General features: G+C 66.3%; 14 protein-coding genes and 1 other RNA gene. 11 read left to right on the top strand and 4 right to left on the bottom strand.

Annotated elements, in window-relative coordinates; all coding sequences use genetic code 11:
- Window positions 1-13 precede the first annotated feature (13 nt).
- The 4 genes from Q0897_RS10005 (at window position 14) to rnpB (ending at window position 3,549) form a co-directional block, all read left to right on the top strand.
- Window positions 14-1,513, top strand: coding sequence for an exopolyphosphatase (locus tag Q0897_RS10005; RefSeq protein WP_299309247.1), 1,500 nt, complete (start codon window positions 14-16; stop codon window positions 1,511-1,513).
- 157 nt (window positions 1,514-1,670) lie between these two features.
- Window positions 1,671-2,327, top strand: a complete 657-nt coding sequence (locus Q0897_RS10000) for a histidine phosphotransferase family protein (RefSeq protein WP_299309246.1) — start codon at window positions 1,671-1,673, stop codon at window positions 2,325-2,327.
- Window positions 2,320-3,069 carry an N-acetylmuramoyl-L-alanine amidase gene (locus tag Q0897_RS09995; protein WP_299309245.1) on the top strand — a complete coding sequence of 250 codons (750 nt, stop codon included), beginning with the start codon at window positions 2,320-2,322 and terminating at the stop codon, window positions 3,067-3,069. The genes Q0897_RS10000 and Q0897_RS09995 overlap by 8 nt, the downstream gene beginning before the upstream one ends.
- A gap of 7 nt (window positions 3,070-3,076) precedes the next feature.
- An RNA gene (gene rnpB / locus Q0897_RS09990) (RNase P RNA component class A) lies at window positions 3,077-3,549 on the top strand.
- Between the two features lie 22 nt (window positions 3,550-3,571).
- Here rnpB and Q0897_RS09985 read toward each other — a convergent pair.
- On the bottom strand, window positions 3,572-4,330 hold the full coding sequence (locus tag Q0897_RS09985) for a metallophosphoesterase family protein (RefSeq protein ID WP_299309244.1): 759 nt from the start codon (window positions 4,328-4,330) through the stop codon (window positions 3,572-3,574).
- A 292-nt stretch (window positions 4,331-4,622) separates the two neighbouring features.
- On the opposite strand from Q0897_RS09985, the gene Q0897_RS09980 reads away from it, so the two are divergent.
- Together Q0897_RS09980 and Q0897_RS09975 are read left to right on the top strand one after the other, a co-directional pair.
- Complete coding sequence (locus Q0897_RS09980) at window positions 4,623-5,450, top strand: TorF family putative porin (protein WP_299309243.1); 828 nt, start codon at window positions 4,623-4,625, stop codon at window positions 5,448-5,450.
- A 182-nt stretch (window positions 5,451-5,632) separates the two neighbouring features.
- Entirely contained in the window at window positions 5,633-6,070 is a 438-nt protein-coding gene (locus Q0897_RS09975; protein WP_299309242.1) for a VOC family protein, read from the top strand.
- Between the two features lie 81 nt (window positions 6,071-6,151).
- Here Q0897_RS09975 and nhaA read toward each other — a convergent pair whose 3' ends face one another.
- Complete coding sequence (nhaA, locus tag Q0897_RS09970) at window positions 6,152-7,375, bottom strand: Na+/H+ antiporter NhaA (protein WP_299309241.1); 1,224 nt, start codon at window positions 7,373-7,375, stop codon at window positions 6,152-6,154.
- Window positions 7,376-7,561: 186 nt separating this feature from the next.
- Between nhaA and Q0897_RS09965 the strand changes: the two genes are divergently transcribed.
- The 5 genes from Q0897_RS09965 to Q0897_RS09945 all read left to right on the top strand — a co-directional run bounded on the left by Q0897_RS09965 (window position 7,562) and on the right by Q0897_RS09945 (window position 13,743).
- The gene (locus tag Q0897_RS09965; protein ID WP_299309240.1) at window positions 7,562-9,001 is read left to right on the top strand and encodes a glycosyl transferase family protein; all 1,440 of its coding nucleotides are present in this window, start codon (window positions 7,562-7,564) and stop codon (window positions 8,999-9,001) included.
- Entirely contained in the window at window positions 8,998-10,158 is a 1,161-nt protein-coding gene (locus Q0897_RS09960; RefSeq protein ID WP_299309239.1) for a hypothetical protein, read from the top strand. The genes Q0897_RS09965 and Q0897_RS09960 overlap by 4 nt, the downstream gene beginning before the upstream one ends.
- A gap of 130 nt (window positions 10,159-10,288) precedes the next feature.
- Window positions 10,289-11,206 (top strand): sulfite exporter TauE/SafE family protein, encoded by a 918-nt coding sequence (locus tag Q0897_RS09955; protein WP_299309237.1) that lies wholly within the window; start codon window positions 10,289-10,291, stop codon window positions 11,204-11,206.
- Window positions 11,203-11,973, top strand: a complete 771-nt coding sequence (locus tag Q0897_RS09950; RefSeq protein WP_299309236.1) for a TIGR02186 family protein — start codon at window positions 11,203-11,205, stop codon at window positions 11,971-11,973. The genes Q0897_RS09955 and Q0897_RS09950 overlap by 4 nt, the downstream gene beginning before the upstream one ends.
- A 96-nt stretch (window positions 11,974-12,069) precedes the next feature.
- Window positions 12,070-13,743, top strand: coding sequence for a DUF87 domain-containing protein (locus Q0897_RS09945; protein ID WP_299309235.1), 1,674 nt, complete (start codon window positions 12,070-12,072; stop codon window positions 13,741-13,743).
- 25 nt (window positions 13,744-13,768) lie between these two features.
- Here Q0897_RS09945 and Q0897_RS09940 read toward each other — a convergent pair whose 3' ends face one another.
- Together Q0897_RS09940 and Q0897_RS09935 are read right to left on the bottom strand one after the other, a co-directional pair.
- Complete coding sequence (locus tag Q0897_RS09940; protein WP_299309234.1) at window positions 13,769-14,512, bottom strand: 7-carboxy-7-deazaguanine synthase QueE; 744 nt, start codon at window positions 14,510-14,512, stop codon at window positions 13,769-13,771.
- Window positions 14,513-14,538: 26 nt separating this feature from the next.
- On the bottom strand, window positions 14,539-17,301 hold the full coding sequence (locus Q0897_RS09935) for a valine--tRNA ligase (RefSeq protein WP_299309233.1): 2,763 nt from the start codon (window positions 17,299-17,301) through the stop codon (window positions 14,539-14,541).
- Window positions 17,302-17,455 lie beyond the last annotated feature (154 nt).

Genomic DNA, 17,455 nt, shown 5'->3' with positions numbered 1-17,455 from the left:
CGGACACCGCGCGATGACGCGCAGGAGCAGCCTGCGTTCGGGGTGGAGCCGCAACGGCCCGCGCCGGGCCATCGTCGACATCGGCTCGAACACCGTGCGCCTTGTCATCTATGACGGGCCGCTGCGCGTGCCGCGCCCGCTGCACAATGAAAAGGTGACCGCGCGTCTCGGCCGCGATCTTGCCACGACCGGGCGCATCGCCGACGCCGCGGCCGAGCAGGCGCTGGCCGCGCTCGCCCGTTTTGCGCTTCTGGTCGAGGAGATGGAGGTCGCCGACGTGGAGGTCGTCGCGACCGCCGCCGTGCGCGACGCGGAGAACGGGCCGGAATTCCTGAACGCGGTGCGTGGTCTGGGCTTTGCGCCCCGCCTGTTGAGCGGGGAGGAAGAGGCCGAGGCCTCGGCGCAGGGGGTGCTGGGCGCATTTCCCGGCGCGACCGGCATGGTCGCCGATCTGGGCGGGGGCAGTCTCGAACTCGTGCCCGTCGATGGCGCGGCGCCGCAGGCGGGAATCAGCCTGCCGCTCGGTACGCTGCGCCTGCCGCCCCTTCGCGAGAAAGGCGATGCGAAATTTGGCGCGAAGGTCGCCAAAATGCTGAAAGAGGCCGAACTTTCCAGGATCAAGGGGCAGACGCTGTACCTCGTGGGGGGATCGTTCCGTGCGTTCGGCCAATATGCGATGATCCGCGCGCAAAGCCCGCTCGAAGATGCGCATGGCTATATCATCGATGCGGACGAGGCGCTTTCGCTCGCCCGGATGCTGGCGGATAGCAGCGTCAAGGCGCTGAACGATTTTGGCCGCATATCGTCCTCGCGGCGGGAAACCCTTCCCGACACGGCGGCATTGCTGGCGGTGCTGTGCCGCGAATTGAAGCCGGATACGATCCGCATCTGCGCATGGGGTCTTCGCGAAGGGCTGTTGTTCCGCAGGCTGGGCCCCGAAACGCGCAGCGGCGATCCGCTCGTCACCGATGTGGCCGCCTTTACCGCGGAGAGGGGCGGGTCGCCGCGGCTGGCGACGATGATCGCGGGGTGGAGCGCGGCCGTGCGCAAGGATGGCGGCTATGCCGGGGAGAGCCTGCATCTTGCCGCGATATTGCTTACCCTGGCGAGCCGGGACATCGAGCCCAACCTGCGCCGGCAGCACGTGCTCGACTGGGCGCTGCGCAAGCGGTGGATGGCGATCCTGCCGTCCGAACGCGCGATGCTGGCCTCCGCATTGCTGGCTGCCATTCGCGCCGAACCGGTGCCCGATGACGTCGCCGCGATGGCGAGCGAGAAGCAATTGCGCGAGGGGCGCATCTGGGGTCTGGCCGTGCGGCTGTGTCAACGGCTCGGCGGGGCGTCGATCGGATCGCTTGTCGCGTCGGACCTCTCGATCGAGGATGGCACGCTCGTCCTCACGCTGAACCGCCGCCTGCTGCCGCTTTACGGGGAGGGGACGGCGAAGGATCTCGCCAATCTTGCCGACGCGTCGCGGCTGAAATCCGAAATGCGGGTCGGCGCGGTGGAGTAGCCCGGGGGCCGCCGGCTGCGTTTTGCGGACGAACGGCTGGCGGGCCTTTCCTGTTGCCCGTTGTGCCGCTATGGCACGGCCCTTCCGTTTTCGTGCCGGCAAGGATGCGTTGCCGCGCATTGCCCGCCACCCATTCGCTCCGACAAGGTTCCCGCCCATGGCCGACCGTGACTTGACCGCAGACTGCACCCATCTGGCCAGCCTGCTGTGTTCCCGCCTTTGCCATGATCTGCTTTCGCCGGTGGGCGGCATGATCAATGGCGTCGAACTGCTCGAGGATGAGAGCGATCCGGGCATGCGGGAGCAATGCGTGACGCTCTTGTCGCAAGGCGCCCGGCGCGCGTCGGCAAAGCTGCGCTTTTTCCGGCTCGCCTTCGGGGTTGCGGGCGGTTTCGATTCGCAATTGCCGAGCCGCGACCTTCAGGAACTGGTCGAGACGCTGGCGGGCGAGGCGCGCGACGTGAAGGTGGATTGGGCCGTGGCCGTGCCGACCTTGCCCAAACCGGCGGCCAAGGTGCTGCTCAATCTCGCCATGATGGGGATCGAGGCCATGCCCCGCGGCGGCACCCTCTCCGTCGCGGCGGAGGAAACGGCCGGGGCGCATGAAATCGCCCTGCGCGCCGAAGGGCAGCGGGTCGTGTTCGACGCGGAGCTGGGCCATGCGCTCGACGGGAAGGTCGCGGCACAGGATCTGTCGGCGCATACCGCCGCGGCCGAGCTTGTCCGGCTGGTCGCAGCCGACAGCGGCGGCGCGGTGCAGCATGCGATAAGCGAAGGCTCGCTGATCCTGGGTGCGGTCATCCCCCATGACTGACCGCCCGCGCGAAACGGGGCCGCTCCCGCGCGGTCCGCGTCCCGGCGAGATCGTGCATCGCGAGATGCTGTCCCCCAATTTCAACGAACGCACCCTGCCGGTGAGCATGGTGGTCATCCATTACACCGACATGCCCGATGTCGAGAATGCCATCGACAAGATGTGCAACCCCGACGCGGCGGTGAGCGCGCATTACTGCATCACGCGCGCGGGGGAGGTCATCCGGCTCGTCCCCGAAACGAAGCGGGCATGGCATGCGGGAAAATCGTACTGGCGCGGGCATACCGACGTCAATTCGGCCAGCATCGGGATCGAGCTCGACAATCCGGGGCATACCCACGGCTACGTCCCGTTTACCGAGGAACAGATGCAGGCGCTGATCCTGCTGTTGTCCGGCATTATCGAGCGTCATGACGTGCCGCGCGCCAATATCGTCGGCCATTCCGATGTGGCGCCGGAGCGCAAGGAAGACCCCGGCGAGCTGTTCGATTGGGAGCGGCTGGCGAAATTGCGGCTGGCGCTGCCGCGGCCTGCGGTAAAGCTGGGCGATCCGTTCGACAATGACGGGGCGTTCTATCTGGCGCTCGAACGGTTCGGTTACGACATTACCGATGGCCCCGCCGCCGTCCGCGCGTTTCAGCGGCGCTTTCGCCCCGAACGGATCGACGGCGTCATCGACGGGCAGGTGCGCGCGCTGCTTTTCGCATTATTGCTGGACCGCGACCGCGGAAACGCTAGATAGGGGCGTGCCGGGGGGCCGGGCAGCCGCGTCGCATCACGGGAAACCGTTGGTGCGCCGAGGAAAGTCCGGGCTCCACGAAACGAGGATGGCGGGTAACGCCCGCCGGGCGAGGCGATGGTGCATTGCGCACCGCGCCGAAGCTCAGGGACAGTGCCACAGAGAGCAGACCGCCGATGGTCCGCATGCGGACACAGGCAAGGGTGAAAGGGTGCGGCAAGAGCGCACCGCGCGGCCGGCAACGGTTCGCGGCATGGTAAACCCCATCCGGAGCAAGACCGAATAGGGGCGGCGCGCCGAAGGCTTCGTGCCACAGGCAGGTCCGTTTCGGACCGTGATCGCCCGGGTTGGTTGCTGGAACGCCGTGGCGACATGGCGTCTAGAGGAATGGCTGCCATCGTGCGCCGCGTCCGCCGCCGCCTGCAAGGGCACGGCGGAAACGGGCGCGCGATACAGAACCCGGCTTACAGGCCCCCCGGCATCATTTTGGCACGCGCACGGTGTTTTACGGCAGCGCAGCCTCGATGAACCACCGCTCGCGCGCCTCCAGCCCGATCGCCGTCAACCGTCCGGAGGAATAGGCGCCGGTGTCGATCCCGATCCGGTGCGGACGTTTCGGCGAAGGCAGGATTTCCACCTCCTCGCGGATGGTGTGGCCGTGCACGATGCAATGGCTGTGCGGCCCCGGATGCGACAGGAACGGCTCCCGGATCCAGCGCAGGTCGCGCGCGCTCTGCTCGGCAATATCCACGCCCGGTTTGATACCGGCATGCACGAACAGGTAATCGCCGATCACGACATGCGTTTCCATCGCGCGCAGATAGGCCAGATGTTCGTCGGGCACGTATTGCGCCAGCAGAGCGCACAATTCGTCCAGCGTCGCATCGCGATACGCCTCGTTCGGGACCGGATAGGACAGGATCGTTTCCTTGCCCCCGACTTTCAGGAAATGGCGCAGCGCATCGGGATCCCCCAGCGCGCGAAGGAACATTTCCTCGTGATTGCCGATGATCGCGCGCATGTCGCCGGCCTGCGACAGTTCGCGGGCGCGTTCGACCACGCCGGCGCTGTCGGGACCGCGGTCGATCAGGTCGCCGAGCAGGACGATCGTCGTTTCCGCGGCGGGGCGGGTGGCATCGTCGGCGCGGATCTTCGCGATCAGCGCGTCGAACAGGTCCAGCCGGCCGTGAATGTCGCCGATCGCATAGACTCGCTGCCCCGCGGGAACGGAGGGAGCGGATGCATCATCGCGCGATCGTCCCATAAGATTGCCCAGTTTTCGAAACATGTCTCTCTGTCTGTTGCGCGAAAGCCGGTTCGCTACGGCAAAAGCCCGTCCGGTCCAAGCCGATCCGCGAGGGTAGCGCCGATGCCGCGTTGCAAAAACCACACACCTTATGATTGGTCGGTGATGAAGAGCGAGTTAACGCTTGTGCAATGCGGCATTATTCTGCAGTTTTGTTGCGCAAGTGCACATCAGCCCGCAACGAAAAGAGGCCATGGCGCAAGCATCCAGGAGGAAGAGGGTCTTGGATAATAAAAGGGATTAAATCGCTATGACCGCTTTCACCCGCCGCGCCCTGGGCGCCGCTCTCGTTGTCGGGACCATGATGGCCGGCACCGCCCATGCACAGGATGTCGCCCCTCCCGGACCGTTCGAGGTTTCCGCCGATGTCGCGCTGGTTTCCGATTACCGGTTCCGCGGCGTTTCGCAGACCGATGAGGAAATGGCGCTTCAAGGCGGTATCTCCGTTTCGCACGAATCGGGGCTCTATGCGGGGACCTGGGCGTCGAACCTCGCGGGCTGGGGCACGTTTGGCGGCTCCAACATGGAACTCGACCTCTACGGCGGCTACGTGTTCGAGCTTCAGAACGCGTCGGTCGATGTCGGCCTGACCTGGTACATGTATCCGGGCGGCTCGGACACGACCGATTTCGCCGAACCTTATGTAAAGGTCGGCTACGGTCTCGGCCCGGCGGACGTGCTCGTCGGTGTCGCCTACGCGCCCAAGCAGGAAGCGCTGGCCAATGTGGCCGCCACGCCGTTCAGCAACGGGCAGAAGGAAGACAATCTCTACATCTGGGGCGACCTGTCGACCGGCATTCCCAACTCGCCGATCTCGCTCAGCGCGCATCTCGGCTATTCGGACGGTAACCCCGGCCTCGGCCCCAACGGCACCAGCATCGCGCCGACCGGCACCTATCTCGACTGGTCGCTGGGTGCAGGCTACGCGCTGGGTCCGCTCACGCTCAGCGTCGCCTATGTCGACACCGACATCAGCCGTGCGGAATCGGCCTATCTGCTGCCGAATTTCCAGAACACCAAGAACGGCGGTTCCATCGCCGACAGTCAGATCGTGTTCGGCGTTTCGGCCGGCTTCTGATCGCGTCATCCGGATTTCGGGGCGGTCCGCAGAAGTGGGCCGTCCCGAACCGGTCGTCGCCACCCCTCCCGATCCGGAAAAACCCTCGCGCTGCGCCGCGGCAAATGCGAAGGGGGCGGCTGCGGCATCGCCTGCTCAACCGGAGCGGGCGCTGCCATCACCGCGTCCGAACGAGGGGCTTCATGACCAAATTTCTCCACACGATGATCCGCGTCACCGACATCGACGCGACGCTTGCCTTTTTCGAACTGATCGGCGTGCACGAAGTGCGGCGGCAGGAATCGCAAGGCGGCCGCTTCACGCTCGTCTTCCTCGCCGCGCCGGGTGAAGAGGGCATTGCCGAGGTCGAGCTGACCTGGAACTGGCCGGCGGAGGATGGCAGCGCGCCCGAGGTCTATGCCGGCGGGCGCAATTTCGGTCATCTCGCCTATCAGGTCGAGAATATCTATGACACCTGCGCCAGGCTGGCTGCCGCGGGGCACACCATCAACCGTCCCCCGCGCGACGGACACATGGCCTTCGTGCGCACGCCCGACGGCATTTCGGTGGAGCTGTTGCAGGACGGGCATCTGCCGCCGCAGGAGCCATGGGCGAGCATGGAAAACACCGGAAGCTGGTGATCTCGCATAGATTACGCATGTGAAAAGGGGCGCCGGATCGACACCGGCGCCCCTTTTTTCTCGCAGATCGCGCAAACCCGCTCAGGCGGTCTGCGTCTCCTGCTCTTCCTCCGTATCGCCGCGCGGACCGGGGGCAAAGCGCAGCAGCGCAAACCCCAGAAGGGCGGAGATGAGCGAGCCCGACAGAACGCCGATCTTCGCTTCCTCCACCAATATGGGATAGCGCGGGAAGGCAAGCGCGGCGATGAACAGGCTCATCGTGAAGCCGATCCCGCACAGCACGGCGGTTCCCCACAATTGCATGATCGACGCGCCTTTGGGACGTTTTGCCAGGCCGAGCTTGTCCGCGATGGTGACGGCGCTGAAAATCCCGACCTGCTTCCCGATGACGAGACCCGCCGCAATGCCCAGCGGCAAGGGCGCCAACGCCCCCGCCAGCCCGACGCCGGCAAGCTCCACCCCCGCATTGGCAAACCCGAAAAGCGGCACCACGAGAAACGCATTCCACGGCAGCAGCGCATGTTCGAAGCGCAGCAACGGGCTGTCCCCCTTCGCGTCGAGGCGCATGGGGATCGTGAACGCGGCAAGGACGCCGGCAATGGTCGCATGCACGCCGGAATTCAGCACGCAGAACCAAAGCACGATCGCCAGCAGGGCATAGGCCCAGGACCGGTCGATCCGGAACCGGTTGCACGCGATCATCACGCCCAGCACGACCATCGACAGGATGATCCACAAAAGCTTGATATTCGCGGTATAGAACAGCGCGATGATCGCGACCGCGCCGATGTCGTCCACGATCGCCACGGTGAGCAGGAACAGGCGCAGCGAGGACGGCACCCGGTTGCCAAGCAGGCCCATGACCCCCATGGCAAAGGCGATGTCGGTCGCGGCCGGAATGGCCCAGCCATTGGTCAGCCCGGTTTCGCCCGCGCTTCTGATCACGAGCAGGAACACGGCGGCGGGCGCGGCCATCCCGGCGAAGGCGGCGATCACCGGCAGGCGCCGCGCCTCCGGATTGGAGAGCGCGCCATTGGCCACCTCGCGCTTGATCTCCAGCCCGACGACGAAGAAGAAGATCACCATCAACGCATCGTTGATCCACATGTGCAGCGTGTCGAGCTTGGGAATCGGCGTCCAAGCGAGCTTGCCGTGGAACAGGTCGTGATAGCCGTGGGCGAGCGGCGAATTGGCCACCAGCATCGCCAGGATCGCGACCACGATGAGCAGGATGCCCGAGGACGCCTCGCTGTCGAAAAACCGCTTGAGCGTGCGGTTAAGAACTTCTTTCGTGGCGATCACCATGGGCGTGCACCCTGTCTTGCGCGGGTGAGGCGGCAAGGGCCGAAAACGACCGGGCTCGATGCTGTGGATGCGAAGAAAGCGTTCATGCCGCCCCCTTTTCCCGAAATTGGCGGGCCTTGCAAGACACCGGGCGGCTTTGTAAGCAAAGTTGCACCGAGCGCCTCTGGGGCGCGGGGGGGATAAGGGATGTGGGTCGCAGAAACGGGGTGGGTGCCTGCATTCTTTGCCGGGGTCGACGCGATCCGGCTGGAATTGTTACTGTTTGCCGGTTTCTGGTTCTGTGTCGGCGCGCTTGACGAATTGCTGATGGACGGGGTCTGGGCGGGCCTGCACCTTGCCGGAAAGGGCCGCACCCGCGTGCTCGACGCTGCGCTTCCGGCCGAGCTTTCCGGGCCGATCGCGCTTTATGTCCCGGCCTGGCACGAAGCGCGGGTCATCGGCACGATGTTGTCGCATTGCCTGCGCACCTGGCCCCATCGCGACCTGCGCATCTATGTCGGATGCTATCCCAACGATGCGGCGACCGCGCGTGCCATTGCGGTGGTGGCGCGGGCCGACCGGCGCGTGCGTCCGGTCGTCGTCGGGCATGACGGACCTACGACGAAGGGCGATTGCCTCAACGCGATCTGGCACGCGATGGTGCGCGACGAAATCGCGTCCGCCCGCCAGTATCGCGCCATCCTGCTTCAGGATGCGGAGGACATGGTCCATCCCGACGCGCTGACGCTGGTGGACGAGGCACTCCACGATGCCGATTTCGTGCAATTGCCCGTGCGGCCCGAACCGCAATCGCGCAGCACGTGGATCGCGGGCCATTACACCGACGAGTTTACCGAGGCGCATCTGCGCGAAATGGTCGTGCGGGACCGGCTGGGCGCGGGAATTCCGGCGGCGGGGGTGGGCTGTGCCTTTTCGCGCGAGGCGCTCGCCCGCACGATGGAGCGCGACGACCGCGATGCGCCGTTCACCCCCGACGCGCTGACCGAGGATTACGAGCTTGGCATGAAGATCGGCCGTGCGGCGCGCTCTCGACCGTCGCGCGCCGGTCCGCCGCAGGATCGCGCGGGGAAGGGCGGGCGCTTTGTCCGGGTGCGAGCCGCCGATGGCACGCTCATCGCGACGCGTTCGCCGTTTCCGCACCGGTTGGACGCTGCGGTGCGGCAAAAGGCGCGCTGGTTGCAGGGCATCGCTTTTGACGGGTGGGACACGCTGGGCTGGGCCTCGCATCCGTTCGAATTGTGGATGCGGATGCGCGACCGGCGCGGGCCGCTCGTCGCGATCGTGCTGGCTGCAGCCTATGTCGCCTTCGTCCTGACGGGTGCTCTGGCGGTGGCGCAATGGCTGGGCTGGTACCGGGTGCGCGAATTGCCGCTCGTGGTCGACTGGATGCTGGTCATCACGACCGCCGCCTTTGCATGGCGCGCATTGGTGCGGGCGGCGACGGTGACGCGCGAATATGGTTGGGAAGAGGGGCTCGCCGCGGTGGTGCGCATCCCGGTTGCGAATATCATCGCAATCATCGCGGCGCGGCTCGCCCTCGTGCGATATGCGCGCTCGCTGCGCGGCGAGCCGACACGCTGGGAAAAGACCGAGCATGATTTCCATCCTGCCGAGCATGCGACGTGAAGCGGGGGGCGCCGCTGGTCGCGCTGGTCGCGATTGCGGGAGCGTGGATGGCATTCCGCGTGACCGGGCCGGGGCGCGACCTGCTGCTCCCGCCGCTCCCGCTTCCGGTGGCGTCGGAGGGGGCGGATGCAGGCCCGCCCATGACTGCGCAACGACGCGGACCGGCGCTCGAAACGCCGGCATTGGGTGACAGACAAGGCTTCTTCGACGCGGCAGGGCAAGGCGACGGGCGCATGGCCTTGCGCCGGGGCGGAGGCCCGCTGGCGGCGACCGGGTCGCGGACAGGTGCCCCGACCCGGTTCGCAGACGTTGCCCCGCACCGGCGCCCAATCCCGCCGTCCGCGCGCGGCGCTGCCACGGGGCGTGCGGCGGGCGGGGGAATGGCCGCGGGAACTTCGCCGTCCGCCGCCGCGCGCGCCGCATCCGACGCGGTGCCCGTCCCGCGCGAACGCGAAGCTGCCCCGGGGTTTTCGGGGGCGTCGGCGATACGGGGCGCCGCGAAGGGGCCATCACGCTGGTCCGCGGATGGATGGTTGCTGTTGCGGGAGAGCGGGGCCGCGGCGGCGGGGATCGGTGCGTCATCCTATGGCGGGAGCCAGGCCGGGGCGATCGTGCGGTATCGCCTTGGTTCGCCGGGTAGGCATGATCCGCGCGCCCACGCCCGCATCACGAGCGCCATCGACGGCCCGCGGCAGGATGAGCTCGCCCTCGGCTTCGGGGTGCGGCCTTTGTCGCGCGTCCCGGTCGAAATCCTGGCGGAGGCGCGCATTGGGCGCTTTGCCACCGAGACGCAGGTGCGGCCCGCCATCGTCGCGGTCGCCGGCCCGCCGCTCGTATCGCTCCCCCTCAATATCGAGGCGGAGAGCTATGTGCAGGCGGGCTATGTCGGTGGGCGCGATGCCACCGCCTTTGCCGATGGTCAGATCCGGCTCTCGCGGGAAATCATGCGGGCGGGGCGGACGGCGGTCCGCGCCGGCGCGGGCGCGAGGGCGGGTGCGCAGAGCGGGGCCGCGCGCGTCGATGTCGGTCCCACTGTCGCCGCGTTCGTGCCTGTGGGGCCGGGCTTTGCCCGCATCGCGGTCGATTGGCGGCAAAGGGTGGCGGGCGATGCGGAGCCGGGCTCCGGTCCCGTGCTCACGCTTTCGGCAGGGTTCTGATCGCCGCGATTGCGCTATAACAGCGAAATAATCCGCAAAAACAGTCCCGCCGGGTGCAGACACAGGCGCAGCATTTGTGCATAAGCCGCCATAGCCGCCCATTCGTTGGCGGCAATTCCGGCGGCCGGCGATGGATGTCTATCTCCCGATTGCGAATCTTTCGGTAAACGGTCTGGTCATCGTCCTTCTGGGCGGTCTGACTGGGCTGCTTTCGGGTGTGTTCGGCGTGGGCGGCGGGTTTTTGACCACGCCGCTGCTGATCTTCTACGGCGTGCCGCCGACCGTGGCCGCCGCCTCCGCCGCGAGCCAGGTCACCGGGGCCAGCGTATCGGGCGCCTTTGCCCATGCGCGGCGCGGCGGCATCGATTTCCAGATTGGCGGCGTGATGGTGGCCGGCGGCGTCATCGGCACCGGCATCGGCGCGGTGCTGTTCAACCTGCTTTCCGCGTTGGGTCAGATCGATGTCGTGATCAACATCCTCTATGTCGTCGTGCTGGGCAGCATTGGCATCGTGATGGCACGCGAATCGGTGCCGCAGGTGTTTTCGCGCCATCTTTCCCGCTTTGCCAAACCGGCGACGAAACGGCGGCACCATCCACTCGTCGCGACATTGCCGCTGCGCTGGCGGTTCTATCGCTCGGGTCTTTATATCTCCCCGCTGGCGCCGCTCCTGCTTGGCATGGGGGTGGGCGTGCTCACCATGCTGATGGGGATCGGCGGCGGATTTCTGCTCGTGCCCGCGATGCTCTACGTTCTGGGGATGAGCGCGCAGGTCGTTGTCGGCACCTCGCTGTTTCAGATTCTGTTCGTGACGATGGCGACGACGATGATGCACGCGCTCACCACGCGGGCGGTCGATATCGTGCTGGCCGCGCTGCTGCTGCTCGGTTCGGTGACGGGGGCGCAGGTGGGGGCGCGCTTTGCGTCGAACGCGCGGCCTGAAATCCTGCGGCTGGTGCTGGCGGCGCTGGTGCTTGCCGTGGCGCTCGGCATGGCGGTGGGGCTGACGTTCCGGCCGTCCGAAATCTACACGGTGGAACCGTTGTGAGGCGGTTTTGGCGCATCCTTGCCGGCTTGTGCATCCTCGTGGGTGCGACCGGTGCGCGCGACCCGATTTTGGTGCCGGAAATATCGCAGCATGAAATCGTCGTGCGGCAGGGCTTCACCGGGGCGGACCTGCTCCTTTACGGGGCGATTCTCGAACCCGACGGGACGCGGCCCGACCCGGACCGGCAATATGATATCGTCGTCGTCCTCAAAGGTCCGCTGCAATCGATCACCCTGCGCGAAAAGCAGAAGCGCCTCGGCATGTGGATCAATGCCGACAGCACCAATCTGCGCTCAGCCCCGTCGTTCTATGCGCTGGCCTCGTCGCGGCCTGTCGACCGGATCGTCGATGAGCGGACCGCCGCGATTTACGAGCTTGGGCTGCGCTGGCTGCAATTGTCGCCTATCGGCACGATCGACCCGGACGAGCAGGTGCGCTTTGCCGCCGGTTTGGTGGAAAAGCGCGTCGCCTCCGGCCTTTACCGGCAGGACGACGATGGCGTCACCATCAGCGGGGATGTCCTGTATCAGGCGCGCATCCCCCTCCCGTCGAGCGTGATCACCGGCGAATATACGGCCGAAACCTTCGCCATTGCCGATGGCCGCGTGGTCGCGTCCGCCACGAGCGAAGTCACCGTGGTCAAGCGCGGCTTCGAACGCGGGATCGAGCTGTTCTCCATCCGGCAGGCGTTTCTCTACGGTCTGACGGCCATGGTGTTGTCGGTGCTGATGGGGTGGGGCGCCGGGCGCCTGTTCGCGATGGCCTGACGCGCCGCGATCCGGCGCGGTGTTTAGAGGGCGTTAACCCTGCGGCGATAGCACTCGTGGACGAATGTTTCAGTCTATCGAGAATGGTATCGCCCAATGAACGACATGGTCTCGCAATTCGTCGCCGATTCCGCCGCGGCCTCGCCGGATGCCGCCGTGACGCCATCCGGCGCCGCGTCCCGGCCGATCGGCATGGTGTGCGACATCGCCGGCGATTCGTCGCGCGCCGTGCTCGATCCGGAGGCGTTGAAGGCCTGCGCCTGCGACGAGGACCCGACGGTGCAGCTTGCCGGCCTTGTCGGGAGCCAGATCAAGGTGCGGGCCGGGTCGAACTGGCTTCTGGCCAATGTCCGCACACAGAAACAGGACCTCGCGACCGGGCGGATCATCGCCGAGATCGACTTTCTGGGGGAGGGGCAGCACGAAAGGGTCACCAACCGGATCCGCGGTTTCCGCCGCGGCATCAGCCAGTATCCCGTCCCCGGTGCAGAGGTATACCCCGCGACCAATTCCGATCTGGAGCAGATTTACGCCAGTGACGGGCGCCCCAATATCCAGATCGGCAAGGTGTTTCCCACCCGCAATATCCGCGCGGGCCTCTATGTCGACGCGATGCTGGGCAAGCATTTCGCGCTACTCGGCTCCACCGGCACGGGCAAATCGACGAGTGCGGCGCTCATCCTCCACCGCATTTGCCAGATGGCGCCGGAGGGGCATGTCGTGATGATCGACCCGCACGGCGAATATTCCGCGGCCTTTGCGGGCAATGGCGAAATCCTCGACGTGACGAACCTGCGCATGCCGTACTGGCTCATGAATTTCGAGGAACATTGCGAGGTTTTCATCACCAACGAAGGCCCCGACCGGCAGGCGGACATGGACATCCTCGCCAAATGCCTGCTGCATGCCCGGTCGAAGAACAGGCTCGCCGAACAGATCGGCAAGCTGACCGTGGACGCGCCGATCCCCTACCTCCTGTCCGACCTGACCGGCGCGATCACCGCCGAAATGGGCAAGCTCGACAAGGCGACCAACACCGCCCCCTTCATGCGGGTGAAAAGCAAGATCGACGAGATCAAGACCGATCCGCGGTATCAGTTCATGTTTTCCGGCATGCTGGTGGCCGATACGATGGCCGGGTTCCTGCAACGCATTTTCCGCATGCCGGGCGAGGGCAAGCCCATTTCGATCATCGACGTATCGGGCGTGCCGTCCGAAATCACCAGCACGGTGGTGGCGGTGTTGTCGCGGCTGGTGTTCGATTTCGCCATCTGGGGCCGCGATGAAAAGACACGTCCGATCCTCCTGGTATGCGAGGAGGCGCACCGATACGTGCCGAACGAACGCAATGCGGACGGTTCGTCGGTCGGGCGCATCCTGTCGCGCATTGCGAAGGAAGGGCGCAAATACGGCATCTCGCTCGGCCTCATTACGCAGCGTCCGTCGGATCTTGCCGAAGGGGTGCTTTCGCAATGCGGGACCATCCTGTCGATGCGGCTCAATAACGAGCGGGACCAGGATTTCGTGAAGGCCGCCATGCCGGAGGGTGCGCGCGGCTTCCTCGCCGCGATTCCGGCGCTGCGCAACCGGGAATGCATCGTGTGCGGCGAGGGCACGGCGATCCCGATGCGCGTGACCTTCGACGATCTGGAGGAGGAAAAGCGCCCCGCGTCCGACGATCCCAGCTTTGCCGCATTGTGGAACGAGACCGGCGGCGAAAGCGAGGCTGTGGAGCGCATCGTGGGACGCTGGCGCGCGCAATCGCGATAGGGACCGCGATAGGACGCGCCCGCGCTCAGGTCCCGCGCGTATCGCCGTAGAGGTGAATGTGCAGCCTGTCCGACAGGCGGAGGCCGTGCTGCTGACAGAACGGTGCCAGCCATTGCATCCGTTCGCGCAATGTCGCGCTCTCCGTCCCCTCCGGCATCAGGAAAAGCCGGTCGGCCGCCATGCCGAATGCGTCGCGCAGGCTCAGCACCGTGCGGGCATCGTCCTCGTCCGCGACCACGAATTTGAAGAAGGCCCGCGCGTCGGCGGCATAGGCCGCGATCCGGTCGGGCAGGAGCGCAAGGCTGGCGGGATTGCCGCTATGCGCGAGTTTCGGGCTGACGTTATATTGGTCGATCAGCGGGTCGAGCGCGGCGGGCGCGGCGACGGTGCCGTTCGTTTCGACCTCGACGTGGAAATCGGGCCGCGTTTCTTTCACAAGGCCCACCATCCGCGCCAGCGCCGCCCCCTGCAGCAAGGGCTCGCCGCCGGTCAGCACCAGCCGGTCCGCGCCGGCGCGCAACACGCGGCGCGCGACCTCCGCCTCCGGCAGGGCGAGCTGATTGGCGGTCCGCGCAAATGTCTCGCCCCCGCGATGCGGGCGTTCGTCCCCGGTAAAATGCCAGGTATAGGCCGTGTCGCACCATACGCAGGCGAGATTGCACCGCGACACGCGCACGAATACGCTGGGCCGCCCCATCGACGGGCCTTCGCCCTGTAACGAGGCGAAGATTTCGGGTTCGCCCGGCGTGACGGTCGCGAGGGTCAGCATATGCGTGTCATCATGCGCGCCCGGCCTTATCCAAGCCGCGCCAGCGCCGCGTCGAGCCGCTCCGCCTCCGCCATGTGATGCGCGTGATCGGCGCGGGCCTTTTCGACCGCTTCGGGCTTTGCCTTTTCCACGAATTTCGGATTGTCGAGCCGCTTGGCGAGGCTGTCGGCTTCCTTCTGCGCGGCGGCCTTCGCCTTTTCGAGGCGCGCACGTTCCGCCGCAATGTCGATCACCCCTTCGAGGGGGATGACGAACACATCCTCGCCTGCGCCGACCTGCATTGCGGGGCCATCGGGGGCGGGCGCGAACTGCACCGACGACAGCCGCGCGACCCGTTCGATCGCGGCGGCGTTACGCTCGATCGCGCGGCGACCGGCGGCGGACGGCTCGGCAAGATAGGCGTCGAGCCGGGCGCCCGGCGCGATGCCCAGCTCGTTCTTCGCCGCGCGCAGATTGCCGACAAGAGCGATCAGCCATTCGACCTCGGCCTTCGCGTTGGCATCGACGGCGGCATCGGGCCGGGGCCATTGCGCCACGATCAATTCGTAGGGGCGCTCCCCCTGCGCATGCCACAATTCCTCGGTGATGAAGGGCATGAACGGGTGCAGCATCACGAAAATCTGGTCGAGCACCCATCCCGCGACGGCGCGCGTTTCGGCATTCATCTCCGCGCCCGGCGCAGGCTTGATCAGCTCCACATACCAGTCGCAGAAATCGTCCCACACGAAATGGTAGATCGCATTGGCCGCCGCATCGAAGCGCAGATCGCCCAGCGCCCGGTCCAGCTCGCCCTGCGCCGCGATGACCGCACCCACGATCCAGCGATTGACCGCACTGGTCGCAGGCGGCGCAGCGACGCTTTGCGATGCGCCAATGCCGTTCGCCTGGCAGAAACGCGTTGCATTCCAAAGCTTCGTCGCGAAATTGCGATAGCCCTCGACGCGCTTTTCATCCATCTTCACGTCGCGGCCCTGGCTCTCCATCGCCGCCATGAAAAAGCGCAGCGCATCGGCGCCATACTGCTCGATCAGGCCGAGCGGATCGACGACATTGCCCTTCGACTTCGACATTTTCGCGCCATCCGCGGCGCGGACGAGGCCATGGAGATAAAGCCGTTTCCACGGGGCTTCGCCCATGAATTCGATCCCCTGCATCGCCATGCGCGCGTCCCAGAAGAACAAGATGTCGAAGCCGGAGATCAGCAGGTCATTCGGGTAATGCTTGGCGAGAAGATCCGTCTTTTCCGGCCAGCCCAGCGTCGCGAACGGCCACAGCGCGGAGGAGAACCAGGTGTCGAGCACGTCATTGTCGCGGGTCAGCGCGACGCCTGCGCCCGCCTTTGTCTGCGCCTCTTCCTCGGTCATGGCGACATAGGGCGTGCCGTCCGCGTCGTACCACGCCGGAATGCGGTGCCCCCACCACAGCTGGCGCGAGACGCACCAGGGCTGAATGTTCTCCATCCAGTTGAAATAGGTCTTTTCCCATGTCTTCGGGACGATCTCGATCGCGCCCGAACGCACCGCCTCGATCGCGGGTTTGGCCAGCGTCGCGGCATCGACATACCATTGATCGGTCAGCCACGGTTCGATCACCACGCCGCCACGATCGCCATAGGGGGTGGCGATGTTGCGCGGTTCGGCATCGTGCTGGGTCTCGTTGCCGTCGGCGTCCTTCGTGACATGGGGGAGGAGGAACCCGTCGGCCTTCATCCGCTGCACCACCGCCTCGCGCGCGCCATCGGTGCCATCGCGGCGGAACCGGTGCAGGCCGATGAATTCGTCCGGTACGCGCCCGTCGGCGGTCTGCACCACATTGCCCTCGCCATCGAGCATGTTGAGCATGTCGACGGGCTTGAAGCCGGCGCGCTTGCCGACCTCGAAATCGTTGAAATCGTGGCCCGGCGTGATCTTCACAGCCCCGCTGCCGAGTTCCGGGTCGGCATGTTCGTCGGCGACGATGGGAATGCGCCGCCCGGTGATCGGCAGGACGATCTCCTTGCCCACCACGCTGGCATAGCGGTCGTCATCGGGGTGCACCGCGACGGCCATGTCGGCGAGCATGGTTTCGGGCCGGGTCGTCGCCACCTCGATATAATCGCGCCCGTCGGCAAGCACCGCGCCATCGGCCAGCGGATAGCGGAAGTGCCAGAAACCGCCGGCGACGTCCTTCGTCTCGACCTCGAGGTCGGAGATCGCGGTCTTGAGCTTCGGATCCCAGTTCACCAGCCGCTTGTCACGGTAGATCAGCCCGCGTTCGTGCAGGTCGACGAACACCTTGAGCACCGCTTGCGTAAAATGCGGGTCCATCGTGAACTGCTCCCGGCTCCAGTCCATGGAACAGCCCAGCCGCCGCAATTGCCGGGTGATGGTGCCGCCGCTTTCTTCCTTCCACTCCCATACCTTCGCGATGAAATCCTCGCGCGAGTGGTTGGTGCGCTTGTCGCCCTCGGCCTCCAGCTTGCGCTCCACCAGCATCTGCGTCGCGATGCCGGCATGGTCGGTCCCCACGACCCAGAGCGCATCCTTGCCGCGCAGCCGTTCGTAGCGGACCATGATGTCCTGCAACGTATTGTCGAGCGCGTGGCCGATATGCAGCGATCCCGTCACATTGGGCGGCGGGTTGACGATGGTGAAGGGCTCTGCATCCGGGCGCTCGGGCCGGAACAGGCCGGTTTCTTCCCAATGCGCGTACCATCGCGCCTCGATCCCGGCGGGGTCGAACGTCTTGGGCAGGGCGCCGCCATCGGCCTGATCGGTGTGGGCGGGCGTGTCGGTTTCGTGCGTCGTCATGGCCCGCGCTTTGCCAGCGGCGGGCGAGGGGGGCAAGGGTATAGCGCAACGCGCGGCGCACATGGTGCATGGGGGGGGGGGGGCACGGGCACGCGCAGCGACCGATCAGGCGGGGCCGAAATGCGGCGTGAAGAAAATCCGGAAATGGACCGAC

The sequence above is a fragment of the uncultured Croceicoccus sp. genome (assembly GCF_947496385.1).
Taxonomy (GTDB): Bacteria; Pseudomonadota; Alphaproteobacteria; order Sphingomonadales; family Sphingomonadaceae; genus Croceicoccus.
Note: the sequence above shows the minus strand (reverse complement) of the source record. Positions and strands in the feature narration are given on the sequence as shown.

Bases quoted from the DNA above. Each gene is read 5' to 3' on its own strand.
- Q0897_RS10005 (WP_299309247.1), top strand. From the start codon at position 14: ATGACGCGCAGGAGCAGCCTGCGTTCGGGGTGGAGCCGCAACGGCCCG.
- Q0897_RS10000 (WP_299309246.1), top strand. From the start codon at position 1,671: ATGGCCGACCGTGACTTGACCGCAGACTGCACCCATCTGGCCAGCCTG.
- Q0897_RS09995 (WP_299309245.1), top strand. From the start codon at position 2,320: ATGACTGACCGCCCGCGCGAAACGGGGCCGCTCCCGCGCGGTCCGCGT.
- Q0897_RS09985 (WP_299309244.1), bottom strand. From the start codon at position 4,330: ATGGGACGATCGCGCGATGATGCATCCGCTCCCTCCGTTCCCGCGGGG.
- Q0897_RS09980 (WP_299309243.1), top strand. From the start codon at position 4,623: ATGACCGCTTTCACCCGCCGCGCCCTGGGCGCCGCTCTCGTTGTCGGG.
- Q0897_RS09975 (WP_299309242.1), top strand. From the start codon at position 5,633: ATGACCAAATTTCTCCACACGATGATCCGCGTCACCGACATCGACGCG.
- nhaA (WP_299309241.1), bottom strand. From the start codon at position 7,375: ATGGTGATCGCCACGAAAGAAGTTCTTAACCGCACGCTCAAGCGGTTT.
- Q0897_RS09965 (WP_299309240.1), top strand. From the start codon at position 7,562: ATGTGGGTCGCAGAAACGGGGTGGGTGCCTGCATTCTTTGCCGGGGTC.
- Q0897_RS09955 (WP_299309237.1), top strand. From the start codon at position 10,289: ATGGATGTCTATCTCCCGATTGCGAATCTTTCGGTAAACGGTCTGGTC.
- Q0897_RS09945 (WP_299309235.1), top strand. From the start codon at position 12,070: ATGAACGACATGGTCTCGCAATTCGTCGCCGATTCCGCCGCGGCCTCG.
- Q0897_RS09940 (WP_299309234.1), bottom strand. From the start codon at position 14,512: ATGCTGACCCTCGCGACCGTCACGCCGGGCGAACCCGAAATCTTCGCC.
- Q0897_RS09935 (WP_299309233.1), bottom strand. From the start codon at position 17,301: ATGACGACGCACGAAACCGACACGCCCGCCCACACCGATCAGGCCGAT.